At 40.7% G+C, this 13,411-nt stretch carries 13 protein-coding genes; 10 read left to right on the forward strand and 3 right to left on the reverse strand.

The genetic code is table 11. From position 1 onward, the window contains the following. Nucleotides 1–366: 366 nt before the first annotated feature. On the forward strand, nt 367–591 hold the full coding sequence (locus ACIGBM_RS13200; protein ID WP_057758779.1) for a helix-turn-helix transcriptional regulator: 225 nt from the start codon (nt 367–369) through the stop codon (nt 589–591). A 155-nt stretch (nt 592–746) separates the two neighbouring features. Then, on the forward strand, nt 747–1,022 hold the full coding sequence (locus ACIGBM_RS13205; protein WP_095570655.1) for a hypothetical protein: 276 nt from the start codon (nt 747–749) through the stop codon (nt 1,020–1,022). A gap of 187 nt (nt 1,023–1,209) precedes the next feature. Here ACIGBM_RS13205 and ACIGBM_RS13210 read toward each other — a convergent pair whose 3' ends face one another. Beyond that, nucleotides 1,210–2,166, reverse strand: a complete 957-nt coding sequence (locus ACIGBM_RS13210) for a hypothetical protein (RefSeq protein WP_114701938.1) — start codon at nt 2,164–2,166, stop codon at nt 1,210–1,212. Between the two features lie 30 nt (nt 2,167–2,196). Beyond that, nucleotides 2,197–4,833 carry a MobA/MobL family protein gene (locus ACIGBM_RS13215; RefSeq protein ID WP_397478065.1) on the reverse strand — a complete coding sequence of 879 codons (2,637 nt, stop codon included), beginning with the start codon at nt 4,831–4,833 and terminating at the stop codon, nt 2,197–2,199. 263 nt (nt 4,834–5,096) lie between these two features. On the opposite strand from ACIGBM_RS13215, the gene ACIGBM_RS13220 reads away from it, so the two are divergent. From ACIGBM_RS13220 to ACIGBM_RS13255, 8 genes are all read left to right on the forward strand, one after another. Next, entirely contained in the window at nt 5,097–5,438 is a 342-nt protein-coding gene (locus tag ACIGBM_RS13220; protein ID WP_114701936.1) for a hypothetical protein, read from the forward strand. 204 nt (nt 5,439–5,642) lie between these two features. Next, nucleotides 5,643–5,813 carry a hypothetical protein gene (locus tag ACIGBM_RS13225; RefSeq protein WP_162799535.1) on the forward strand — a complete coding sequence of 57 codons (171 nt, stop codon included), beginning with the start codon at nt 5,643–5,645 and terminating at the stop codon, nt 5,811–5,813. 327 nt (nt 5,814–6,140) lie between these two features. Then, nucleotides 6,141–7,097 carry a replication initiation protein gene (locus ACIGBM_RS13230; protein ID WP_058368520.1) on the forward strand — a complete coding sequence of 319 codons (957 nt, stop codon included), beginning with the start codon at nt 6,141–6,143 and terminating at the stop codon, nt 7,095–7,097. A gap of 83 nt (nt 7,098–7,180) precedes the next feature. After that, complete coding sequence (locus ACIGBM_RS13235; RefSeq protein WP_114701935.1) at nt 7,181–7,408, forward strand: type II toxin-antitoxin system RelB/DinJ family antitoxin; 228 nt, start codon at nt 7,181–7,183, stop codon at nt 7,406–7,408. 18 nt (nt 7,409–7,426) lie between these two features. Further along, nucleotides 7,427–7,690 (forward strand): BrnT family toxin, encoded by a 264-nt coding sequence (locus tag ACIGBM_RS13240; RefSeq protein ID WP_226949371.1) that lies wholly within the window; start codon nt 7,427–7,429, stop codon nt 7,688–7,690. Beyond that, a complete protein-coding gene (locus tag ACIGBM_RS13245) occupies nt 7,677–7,841 on the forward strand; it encodes a hypothetical protein (protein ID WP_156410068.1) in 165 nt (54 codons plus the stop codon). The genes ACIGBM_RS13240 and ACIGBM_RS13245 overlap by 14 nt, the downstream gene beginning before the upstream one ends. A 258-nt stretch (nt 7,842–8,099) precedes the next feature. Further along, entirely contained in the window at nt 8,100–9,101 is a 1,002-nt protein-coding gene (locus tag ACIGBM_RS13250; RefSeq protein ID WP_114701934.1) for a DNA-binding protein, read from the forward strand. A gap of 1,429 nt (nt 9,102–10,530) precedes the next feature. Further along, nucleotides 10,531–11,457, forward strand: a complete 927-nt coding sequence (locus ACIGBM_RS13255) for a cation diffusion facilitator family transporter (protein ID WP_114701933.1) — start codon at nt 10,531–10,533, stop codon at nt 11,455–11,457. Between the two features lie 186 nt (nt 11,458–11,643). On the opposite strand, the gene lnt is transcribed toward ACIGBM_RS13255, so the two are convergent. After that, the gene (gene lnt / locus ACIGBM_RS13260) at nt 11,644–13,212 is read right to left on the reverse strand and encodes an apolipoprotein N-acyltransferase (RefSeq protein ID WP_068039556.1); all 1,569 of its coding nucleotides are present in this window, start codon (nt 13,210–13,212) and stop codon (nt 11,644–11,646) included. Nucleotides 13,213–13,411: the final 199 nt, after the last annotated feature.

Below are 13,411 nucleotides of genomic sequence, written 5' to 3' on the forward strand. Positions count from 1 at the left end.
TTTGAGTATTTGAGTATTTGAGTATTTGAGTATTTGAGTATTTGAGTATTTGAGTATTTGAGTATTTGAGTATTTGAGTATTTGAGTATTTGAGTATTATTAAGACTTTACTCAATAGTTAGATGAATAGCAACATTTTTAAAAAATAACTATATCTTTGATATCGACTGAATTTCTATGTGAATAATATTCATAAAACTGCATAAATTTGTCAAAGACTGAGATGCCCCAGTAAACTGACTGCTAACATATAAAGTGTAGCTATCAAGTATCAATATGAGCTACTAAAAGCAATACTTTAGCCGCTCATATTCGTTATAATCCGCTCACCAATCAAAAACCACTAATATGAATGAGGGAACCACTATGGTGAAGTGTCACTTATCGACCATCATGGGTGAAAGACGCCTTAAAATTGCCGATATCTCAAGAGATACTGGCATCAATCGTGGCACCATTACTCGCATGTATCATGAAGAAGCCACCCGCGTTGATCTAGATGTCATCGAGTCTTTATGTACTTATCTTAGAATCAATGTTGGTGATTTATACGAAATCATAAATGAGGACAGCAGTGAGTCACCAGCATAAATAACGTTGTCATGAGCTGTGATTGTCTTTAAACGAATAAAAAGACCTACAGAAGGTTATTTTCTCTTGCAATAGATTAAAATATAGGTATAATTTGACCTGTAGTAAGTCATTTTATTTATTATATGTATATAATGGTCTATAGGAGAATACCAATGAATAACAATCTATCTCGGCTCAATAGCTGCACATGGTTTAGTGAACAGACTAAAACGTTAGCCTCTCAGCTGTTATTAAGCTTACAAATACAGCAAGGCGTACAGCTGGCAACCCTACTTGGTGTTGACCCCATTCTTTATAATGATGAAGCGGTTTATGTCTGGGTGCAACGACAGCTAGATGACGGTCTTATCGTTGACGATCATGCGTTAAGCACCCTTGAAACTGCTTTTATAGAGTTGGTCACAGCTCACACTGACCAAGCAGCGTAATGGCTTTAGCTTATATTTACAGACAACTTGTTTAACAAGAAACAATAACCCTTAAAGCCAGATAAAGTGTCATTATCTGGCTTTTTGATATAGACAAAGATAACGACAATCAAACAAGCTTTTTTCAGTCTTATATGTCTCAGAAGACGCACTTTTGGGCAATATGGCTTACTATTACCATATGCCTTTACTCAGTCGGCTCTGCACGCGGCACCCCAGCTATTTTATAATAAACAAAGCCTCTCTCATCTCTCAAAACACTCTTACTGTCTGCTCTAACGCACCAGCTGATTGCATCAGGCTGCGCTTCATTAACATCACAAGCCAAAATAATCTGCTGACTTTGAGCGTTATCAAATGCCTGCTTCCACCCCGTTTCAAGCTCATCGATGCCGCGCTGTAGCTCTGCTTGCTGGTATCTCATCTCTGCAATCTCATCAAAGCTTGGCACATACCAAAATACCAGGGCCACCAAACTTATTATCACAGCCATCGTACCCGCTGCGACAGCGGCTGCAATCCTTTTAATACTCATAGTCTCAATGGACTTATGAATTTTGTCCAAGTCTTTACTAGCTCTACCCTCAACCTGTTCAATCCGCGTTTTGGTGGTGGTCTCAAAGGTCTCAATATCTTCAATAATCTGCTTATGACCAGCTTGGTACTGATTGGTGAATAGGGCTAGATTGTCAGCGCCTGCGCCAAGCTTGTCAGCCACCGCTTGCATGGTACTCACTTGTACCTCTATGCTGTCGTTTTTAGCAGTGACGACCGACTCTACAGCCGTATCAATCTGCTGTTTCATATCGGTGATGATGCCTGCTATTTTGTCATCATAACGACGCGGCATATCATTGTCAGTAAAAGCAGTCACTGCCGCTTGTAGCTGCTTTAACACGAGTTCTTGATACTGACTCAATGCCTGCGAAGTCGTGCTTGCGCTACTACCTAATTCTTCAATGGCAGAAGACACCTCATTCACCTTGCTATCAATACCGCTAAGCGAACGCTCAAGCCGCCTCGCTACCGCATCATCGGCTCGCTTAATCAGCTCACGCAAGGCCCCAATGACCGGAGTCAATGAAGTCACTAGGTTAACAAGTTGATCGTGTATGTCTTGCTCAGTGCGGTCATTTTTATTCATAGTAAGTACTCATTATTGTAATCATCACAACTAAAATGGGCGTGGTGACGAGTAATGGCGCGCTTTTTCTTGAATAGCCTTGTCTATATCCAGCACTTGTGCGGCCAAGATTTGCGCTAAATTTTGCGTGCCCACGCGGATGTCAGGAATCTGCTCAAAACGCTCATTAAGCGCGTTTATAGTATCAATTTTATGACGGTCGCTAGAAAGCGTGCCGAGCGCTTGTAATAGTGTCTGTACCGACGTATCTCTGTCTATCATCACCCGTTCTGCATCCGTGTCTCGCAAACGCTTTTGCAACGCGGTGACATTATCAGTATGCTGAAGCGTTTTTAAAACGAGGGCCTCAGCAGCTAACTTTTCAGCCGCCTCTATCACAGTGGCAGTAGTATCAATCGCTTTAAAGTCGATCTTATCAATACGGTCTTTAACCCGTACCAGCATATTATCAAACCTGCTCTGATACGCCTTGACTTCTGCCTGTCGGGTACGCGCAAGGGCAGTAGCATCTTGCTCTTTTTGTTGTTTTTCTTGCCGCCGCTTCTCTGCTTCCTCTCGCTCACGCCTAGCTTTGTTCTCAGTTTCGGCTTGCTCACGCGCTTTGTTGAGCTGGTATTGGAGCGCCATGGTACGAGTACGCCAGTCATCAAGCCGATCTGCGTTCAATTGAGTGGTCTTGGTACGGGTAATCTCATCGTATAAGTTATCATCTTGCACAATCACCGCTTCACTTTGATCAAGAAGGGCAATACGCTGCTCATAAAACGGCGATAGGCGCTGATAGGTTTTTTGACTGGTATTGATTTGCAGCTTTAATTGTTTGATGTCTTCATTATTGGCGGTTTTAAATGTCTTTACATCAGATACAAGCATCTGCAAACGTGCCTCAGCGGTATCATCTATCTCTACCGCTTTAAGAGCACGCAGCGCCTCACGCTCTTGCTCAAGCGCTTTAAAATGCTCAACATCAAGATCTGCCAGTGCCGCGAACTTATGATAGGTGTCAAGGTTGCTCGTTACCTCGATCGCCTGCAAATCCTCAAACGCCTCGCGCCAGTGCTGCTGCAGCTCAGTTTTTTCAACATCAATCTCATCAAGCGATTTAAAGTCAGTAGCCAGCTTATTCAGCGTTGCGGCAAACGGTTTTAGGGTGGCCTTAAGCGCCTTATGATCATCAATAACTCGATTGTTAAGGGGAATAAGCTCTTTTAAAACCGTTTTATTGTTCAGCATCGTTTTATCAATCTGTGACAGCCGCTCTTCAAGGCGGCTAACAGCGCGGCCTGTTTGTAGGGTGTCATCTTGTCTAAATTGATCAACCAACACTAAAGCCGTTTTCAGTGCCTCACTTTGCTCTGTCGTATGTATTTTCTGGGCAAGCTCAATCATTTTTTGGCGGGGCTCGCTAAAATCCTGTCCCACCTCCTCGGTGAACCGCTGGGTACTCTTAATGTTTTTATCAATGGTAATAATCTGTTTAGACTGGTGCGCTAACTCTTCATGCAGCGCATCAATGGTTGAAAATAAGGCGCTGCGTACCATCTTTTTTTGACTCACAAAGTTGGCTGAGATTGCTAAAAGCTCATCAAGTGCGTGATCATTGGCCGCATCACTATGCGTCTGACTGTTATTTTTAGGAATAGCGGGTTCAAGTTCAGCGGCAGGATCTACAAAGCGGATATTACTGAGCTCAATTCGCGCAAAGGGTTTACGCTTTTTATAATGTATTGTGACGCCGTTAACCTCTTGTTCATTGCTTTCTAGGTCAATACGTCCCTTGTCGTCATACTCAATTACCAGACCATTTTTTTCAATGTAAGCATTGATCTCATCAATCGTCTCGTTGTACTCATGAATCACTGAACGATTGCCTTTGAGAATATCCTTATATAGTGACTTACCCAGTTTCATTTTTGGTAAACGACTGATGCCCAGCTCACGGTAGGATTTCTCACTAATGGTTTTATTCTCAGGCAGTAGCTCATTGGCCATATCCGCCCAAAGGGTGCGTTGATATTTAAGCTCATCGCCGCGCCCGTTTAACCCCTTAGATAAACGCTCCTCCGTTGACCACTGCAACCAATTCTTGCGTGCTGATAAAGCATAACCCTCAACATCCGCTACTATCTCACGGCTTGAGAGTAAAATATGGGCATGAAAGTTACGACTGGTCAGCTCAACCACTTCAACCTCCCCCACATGTTTCTCGTGACTGTGTGGCCGATGAATGGCCACATCGACAAGCACGTTATAGCGATCAGATAAGGTTTGAGCGTAGCGCTCGGCCAAAACTATACGCTGATCAGCGGTGATCCCATCAGGAAACATCACATCAATCTCAGTACCTAATTGAGCGTTTTTACGAGTCTCAATGCGTTCGATATCATTCCAAAAACCCTCACGTGTCACTGCTAGATCCCCAGCAAGAGTTGGCGTTATCAACGCCGTATGCATCACATTTTTCTCAATAACTTGCGTGTATTTAGTACCATCACTGTCCACTAAATTTAAGATTTTGTCTTTAGCTTTACTGGTGTAATCGTGGACGACTCCTGACTGCCCATCAGCCAGTTTTGAGCCAGAATTATAAGCCGACTTTGCCACCACGCTATGATTTCTCGCCTTACTAACGGCGCTAACTGACAGATGAAACCCTTTATTATTCATAGCAAAAAAACCCAATATTGAGTGATGATTTTTTGGGGGTTGTAGGGGGTTCGCCCCCTGCCGGACGACGGAGTTTATGTAAAAAAAATAGCGCCCCTTGTGGGCCTTTTTTACATAAACTCCTAAGTTCGCTCTTAACAGAGGGTTAAAATACTACTGCGCCCACGAAACGAAGTGGTCTTGTGTATTTTACTACCTTGCATACCTGTATATGTACTGCTAGGATCAACTCTATCATAGTTGGCTAAAAAAAGGATGAGGTAATGTCAGTAATATCAGATGATTTATTTGCAAATAAGATTAAGCAATTACAGGCTCTTAAAAAAGAGATTGATCAGGACAGGCTTGAAGCACATAAAATATTGGGGGAGTGGTTGGCCAACGCATTAGACGATGATGACAATCATGAACTGCAAGCTATTTTTTTAGATGCACACGATAATGAAAAATATGTCCGTTTGAAAAAGCACCGTGAGTTTTTAAAGTCAATTGCTCATAAGATGCAAGGTGAGGCTAAGATGGTATCAAGCAGTTTTACTTCACATGAAGACAATCAAGATAGTGAGTACGGTTCATTGTTTGATGACGATTCAGCAGCTCAATAACTGTTACTGTTAGCAATAGCCTATTCATCAGTACAACTGAATCGTCTTCTAATTAGCGAAATGCTAGAAGACGATTTTTAGCTGTTTTAAGCGTTTTAAAATAGCTTTAGCTACCATCGTATCGAACAGAGCGTAGAACGCATATAAGAGTATTTTTTATGCGTTTTAGCAATGCTTTAAGATGTGTTTACAGAGGTGTCGATAATGACTATTGAAAATGAAGACAAGTTATCTACAAAAAATGAGACTGATACTGAGAGTATGAAAACAGCGTTGGCCAGAATGACAGATGAAGACATTCAAAATATCTTTGACCGTGCTTTTGAAGATTTTCAAAGATCAAAGCTTAATCCGAACTATGAGAATAAAGATTGATACCGAGTAAATTGACCATAGCGTTTTGAGCTACTGAACAGTTCTATAAGTGATTGGTCGCTCATATTATCATCTCAAATCCGTCAGTTCTTGAGCTTTTTTCCTATTATTTAATATAAAAACATATTTTTTACTTTTAAAGATTTTTAAAGACTTTTAGGAAGCTCTCAGACCTTACCAGTTAAGGGCTTCAAGATCTATAAAGCTACAATCAGCTAGGTTAATGCTACAATCAGCTAGGTTAAAAGCTACAATCAGCTAGGTTAAAAGCTACAATCAGCAGGTATTATGCTACAATTAGATAGATTTGAGTATTAAGGCGTAGATATGACTAACCAAGTTGGTTTATATGAGAAGAAATACCCTGCAAATTGGGTTGTTATGCAAAATCGTATTCTACAAGCGTTTTATGAAATGACACTTGATGAAAAACGGTTGCTGTTGCTTGCTAGTTCAGTAGTGCGTTTGATAGATGCCACTGAAAAAGACACTATAGAGATAACCGCGAAAGCATTTGCAGAGGCTTGCAACATTCAAGTGGATTCTGCTTATACTCAATTAAAAGATGCTAGTGAAACGATGATGAGGCGATTTTTTAGCTATAGAAATGAACGCGGTAGCCGTGTCAATGTACAGTGGGTCATCAGATCAATATATGAAGATGGCTATGTGTCTCTATGTTTTACAGATGAAGTGCTACTGATGTTGAAGGTTTTTGATGAAAATAATCCATTCACTAAATATAAAAAAGAAGATGTACTTAAACTGAAGGGTGAATATTCAATAGATATATACCATCTGGCCAAAAAACATGAGGCAATGAGCTCGTGGACAATGTCACTTGAAGAAATTAGAGAGGAGCTAGCTCTTTCTAAATCTTACGAACGTATTAACAACCTAAAAAGTCGAGTCATCAACCCAAGCGTTGAAGAAATAACAGAAAAGTCAGATATTAAAATCACCTATGAAAACGTCAAACGTGGTCGTACCGTCACAGGACTAAAATTTAATGTAAAAGCTAAGCCCACCAAGAAAAAAAGTCTGGAGGACTTAAATCAGAATAATGAGAATAGAGATATACCATCCTTAACAGTCAAACAGATCGACCGTTTTGCGCCTCTATTGGCTAACTATGCCCCATTTGGTAGCTATGCGCCTTCAGGAAAAAGTACCCAAGAAGTGATCAGCTGGTTACACACTCAATTAAGAGATGAAGCTTTTTTAAAGACCCATAAAAAGCATTTGCTGGCGGTAGGTTATACGTTCCCTAAGCAAAAATCATAGCAAAGAAAAAAGAGTGATTAATCTGGTACTGTCTATACAAATGGTTTATATTATATGTACACAGATAAGCCATTTGTAATGCCATGACGACAACTAATTATAATATCAGGCTCGATCAAGAGCTAAAAGAAAATGCTTTTGCCGTGTTTGAAAGCTATGGTCTAACGCCGTCTCAAGCGATTAAATTGTTCTTGACCCAAGTGGCGCAAACCAATCAAGTACCGCTATCTTTTGAATACCAGAAAGTAACAGCTGTCAGTCAAGATGAATTGCTAATCTATAAAGAGCATACTGACAGAGAGAACAGATAAGTATTAGATTTGAATGGGATGAACAAAAAAAACACCAATCAGCGTAAGCACCGTTTATTATTTGAGGCAGCCGCCCGAGTTTTTCTAGACCTTTTATGCCTGCGTCAGCAAGACAGGTATGAAAATGATGAAAAGCAGTGGCAAGCGCTGGGTACAGTAGACGGTACCGCCGTCCTATTGGTAGCCCATACGCAAACAGAAATAGATAATGGTGAGGTTATACGCATTATCTCAGCTAGACGTGTCAAAAAAATGAAAGGGAGCCAGTGTGAACAAAGTTAGTTATCAAATAGACGAGCTACCACCACTAACGGCCAAGCAACAAGTAGATTTAGAGCATTTAGCAACGCTTAATGATGACGACATTGATCTATCAGACATTCCAGAAGTCACCGACTGGTCAGGTGTTAGCCGTGGCAGTATTAAACCATAAGCGTTCTTTACTGAGGCCAGTATCATTGCCAAATTTAAGGATAAAACCAAGCAAACAGGCGCTAATCATTAATAAATGATAGTAATGCGCTAGAAGAGTACTTAACTGATCGTTAGCCCTAATCTAATGATTGTGACCTCAAGATTACTTGAGGTTTTTTTAAGCCTTATATTGTAGTATGTTGTATATTGTATTATACTATATAAAAAATACTACAAACGCTACATATTTACTCATACAAAATTAAGGACAATAATTATGGCCATTACTACACAGCAAATTCATGCTATTGCTGATCAACTGCACGAACAAGGTATCAAACCTACTTTAGCCGAAGTGCGTAAGGCGCTGGGTGGTGGATCATTCACGACCATCAGTGAAGCTATGAAGTCTTGGCGTCAGGATAACCAACAAGAAGAGCAGCTAAGACAGGTTGAGCTACCAAGTGGTATCACTGAACGCTTACAAACGCTTGGTGCGGATATGTGGCAGACGGCCATTGATATTGCCAATGATCGTCTGGTTAAAGAACGGGAGGCTCTAGAGAGTATTAAGGCCAAGTCGCAAGCTGAGACAGATGAGGCTCAAGAAGCGGTTAAGACCCTAGAGAGTGAGCAGGCTGATTTGTTAGAACAGCTCGATGAGGTCACAGCAACTGCAGAGGCAACGGCTATCACCGCGGCTCAAGTGACTGCTGAACGGGATGTGCTGACACAGACACTCAGCGATACTCAGCACCAGCTAGAACTTGAACGAGCTAAAACAGTGGCAGCTCAGGCCCAACTTGGTGACCTGCGTAGCAGTTTTGATCAGCAATCAAAAGAGCTGAGTGCCAACATATCGAAGGTGGCCACGCTTGAAGCCACTGCTAATAGCGATAAAGCAGAGATCGCGCGTCTGCAAACAGAACTGACAGCAACTAAGGATGAGCTAAAGACAGTCGTTATTGAGCGCAACGAGATAACGAATCTTACAGCAGAAGTGAAAGGAGAGTTAAAGGCCATAATCGCTGAACGTGATAAGTTATCAGGGATTAATGAGCAGCTTACTCAAAAGCAAGCTAAGATTGAAGCAGATCATCAGCTACTGATTAAGCAACACGACACGTTAAATCATGAGAGAACTTTGCTTAGTACTGAGCACACTGCATTGAGTGAGCAGTATGATGAGCTTTCAATTAACTATCAATCAGAACAGGAAAAGAGTAGCTCATTGACTGCAGAGATTGAAAAGATGCGAGAGACAATTAACAATAAATAAGTCAATCCCGTTCTATTCACACTAAGCTTATGAATCCACCATGACAATATCGACTCACTGAATAAATGATGGTTGTATAATAAATATTCTAAATTTTTCTCTGAACTCTCATAGTATATAGCCTAGTGGGCTATATACTACTTAAATTAGCCTAAGTGAATTTATGCTGATTTTGGAGCCTTGAGCAGATTTCAAGGAACACTCACCCTAAAGCAATTATGAGTATAATAAAAATACTCACAAACACTTTAGTGCATTCCTTGAATTTGATGTGATTAGTCATGCCGACTTCATCGCCCATCGCGTCATCAAGACCGTATCACTGTATCAAGCTACGGCTGTTATGATTACGGCTGATAGCACCGCCTAGACACGCTCATAACCGCTACTGTGCTGTCATACGCTAGCAAGGGCGTTCGCCCAATATACCGCTACGATATGCACAAGTAACCACTCATTGCGTTGCTCTGATCCTTTGTCTAGTCACCCCTGTAGGGAGCTCACCCTTATGTCAAACGCAGTCGTCACCGAGGCCTGCCACCCATTTGACGGGTAACGGGTACAGAGAGAGCAGCACGAAAATGTAACGAGCGAACAAGCAGTTTTTAAAATGTATAGCAAATAGAGTTGATATGAAAGCAGATTTTGGATAAAATGCACCTATACGGGCATTTAATGCTGTTCAAATAACGCAGTCTGTGTGCTTATTTGTTCGTTACAGGGTGCGTCAACACACTGTAACCGTTATCTACATTTAAAACTAAATGCCTCTGGGAGTCAACTCCCAGAGGCATTTTTTTATTTGTCATACAGATTAGGTTTTTAATATCTGATTCTTCGTTAGATTGCTTAGGCTTTTCTTGTCGTCATTTAGCGTAAGCATTTCAATTATTTTGAAGTTAGCACTTAGTACATCCTCACAAGACGTTAAGTTTCTGACAATACTGGGATAGTTTACTATGAAGACCGGCTTAGTCGTCAGATGCAAGGTTTTACACGCGCTGTTAAGAAGCGGTAAATCATCTTTCTGAGAGAATACGATAATGAAAAGACAAACCTACACTCCTGAGATTAAAGAACGCGCCGTTCGTATGCTGATTGAAGCATTAAACGATTACACCTTTATGTGGTCATGTCATAAAAAGCACACTAATGAAACTATACTAACCAACATTCAAGACTAAGCTACACATACTAAAGAGCTTGAACATGAGAACAAGAAGCTTACGTAAGCCAGTTAGATTACAGTAAAATCCGCTTTTTTCGCCCAAGGAGAGATAGGACACACAATCAAGTTGTGGCTCAGTTTATTGATAAAAATAAGTGGGTCTACGGTATTAGAGCAATATTGACTGTGCAATATAGAAAATATGCAATAAACTTATTTTCTACCTTTAATAAAATGCAGCAACCTAAACAAGGGTAAATTATGAGTAATTCAGATAACCACAGTCATCAAGCTCCAGACCCTAAAAATATGAATAAAGCTTTTTATATTGGGATTGGTCTAAATTCTGCATTTACGCTCATCGAGTTTATAGTGGGCTACTCAACTAATTCATTAGCTTTAATCGCAGACGCTAGCCACAACTTAAGTGATGTTGCCAGTTTAATAATCTCGTTAATTGGAATGAAATTAGCACAGAAAGCATCTACTACGCTTTATACCTATGGCTACAAAAAAGCTTCTATAATGGCGTCTCTTATTAACGCCATATTGTTAGTTACAATCGTTATAGGTATTGCGTATGAGGCCTTGGGTCGATTTGATACGATACCGGAAGTTGCAGGAAAAGTTATTATTATTACAGCTCTAATAGGTGTATTTATAAATACTGTTTCTGCTTTTGCATTCTACAAAGGTCAAAAAGACGATATTAATGTCAAAGGTGCTTTCTTGCATCTAATGGTAGATGCATTGGTCTCTGTAGGTGTCGTTATCTCGGGCATTATTATTTACTATACAAGTTGGAATATCGTTGATCCTCTAGTTAGCTTGATTATTTCAGTCGTTATACTGTTATCGACTTGGGGTCTACTAAAAGAGAGTATCAAGCTTGCTATCGACGGAGTACCTCAAAATGTTGATCTCAGTAAAATCACTGCTATCTTAGAGAGCTATAATTTTATTCAAAACTTTCATCATTTACATATCTGGGCTTTGAGTACCACTGAGAATGCTCTTACAGTTCATATTGTACCGAAGACCGATATAACGTTTGAAGAGACTATTACTATGAAAGAAAACATCAAGGAAGATTTGGCGCATCAGAATATACAACATGCAACTATTGAATTTGGTACTAAGGCAGATGACAATCAAAAATCGCGTGCATTAAATGAAAGTATCAACTAAAAGATGATAGACCGTATATAGCTATCTCTTTTTAAGTATGAGGCGCGTGCCTTATGTCAACATAATTTTTTCAATCAGTTCTTATGTGATCAATAGTTTAAAACTTTTATATTTACGTGCGTTAGGACGTTACCTAGAAAAAATAAAAAACTTACGCTGATTAAATTATTATGATTAAGTTTACTATTACCCTCGTCTTCTAAGTGTGGTTAGACCTTTGCCAAAATAGCTTATTAGTAATAACAGGGTTATTATTATCAAGATAGGATAATTTCCCATAAGCATAAAGGGCGTGTTACCAACCCGTGCCTGTATCTCACCACGTAGTACAGTACGCTCAAACTGCGGTGCGCGTTTTACAATACGACCTTTATGGTTAATGATAGCGGTAACACCAGTATTGGTCGCTCGAATAAACCAGCGCCCGTTCTCAAGCGCGCGCATTTGTACCATTTGCAAATGTTGCAATGGTCCTGCTGAAGTGCCAAACCAGGCATCGTTAGAGACGGTCAACAAAAAGTCAGTATCGATGGCATTTTTACGCGTGGTATCTGGATAAGCTACCTCATAACAGATAGCCGTCCCTATATTGTGTTCACGCACCTTTAGCGGTGACTGCTGATCACTACCACGACTATAGCTCTTAATATCCTGACTACCGGCCAAACTTGGGAAAATATCGAGCACGCCTTCAAATGGAATATACTCTCCAAAAGGCACTAGACGCTGCTTCTTGTATAGGCCTTCCGCTTCTACACCTCGAGCAATCACGCTATTGTAAAATGGGGGATACTTATCCGTACTGGCATTGAATGCCGCTTTATCCTTATAAGGGATACCAGTTATCCATGTCGTATTGGTCGCATTGGCCATTTCTATCATTTCACTAATAAAGCCCGCAGCCTCATCCTGAAACATCGGAATAGATGATTCAGGCCACACCACCACATCACGTCCCCACTCAGTGCGCGTTAACTTCGCATAAATCTTTAGCGTTTCTACTTGATATTGCGTCAGCCACTTTATATCTTGTGAAATATTACCTTGAATCAATGACACTGACAGATCAGGTGTGCCCTTAGGTTTTGTCCATTGCGGATTGACCAGCCATAATGATGTGCTAATGGCTAATAACAGTACAGAAACGACGGCATAACTACTGCGTCGAAGCAGTAGCTCTACTAAACTTGCAGCCAATAGTATGGCAACAAAAGAGACGGCAAAAACACCAGCAACGGGTGCTAAGGACGATAACCAATACTCTTCAGTAAATGCATAACCAACAAACAGCCACGGAAAGCCTGTGAATAACCAAGTTTTTAACCATTCTTGTAGCACCCAAAGAGCAGCAAATGAAAAGGGTTGTTTGCCTACCATACGGTTAAAGACTAGTGCTAAAAATCCATGAAACAGTCCCATACCGAGACCCATCAATCCAATCATAATCAATGCGAGCCACGTTGGAGTATCGCTATAATCATGGATGGCAGTATAGAGCCAAAAGCCGCCGACGCACCATAGCCCCATACCGTAAGCTTCACCGATAATAAAAGCGCGACGACCACTCATATTTGGTACCAACAGCGCATATAAAATCGCTGGTGACACTATTGCTAGCGGCCAGAACCCATGAGGCGCTAGCGCAAATAAAAAAATAGCCCCTGCAAGCCATGCTGCTACTAGCGTAAACCATAGCGGTAATTGATTTGAGTGAGTACTCAAACGCTTTTGTAGATTAATAGTAGACAGGCGCATCGCAAATTATCCAAAATTATGAGTTTTGAATTTTTAGTCAAAATCCAAAACTCGGATAGACCTGTTAATACTACAGGCAGCATTTCAAAATGAAAACTGCTTATGATACCAGTCCGCACTGCTCAATGGATAAATTTACGTACTCCGTTTGATGGGTTATTATGCTACATTACCAAACGATATGAAGTGTTACTTGACC

The sequence above is a fragment of the Psychrobacter sp. NPDC077938 genome, assembly GCF_044542635.1.
In the GTDB taxonomy this organism is placed as follows: domain Bacteria; phylum Pseudomonadota; class Gammaproteobacteria; order Pseudomonadales; family Moraxellaceae; genus Psychrobacter.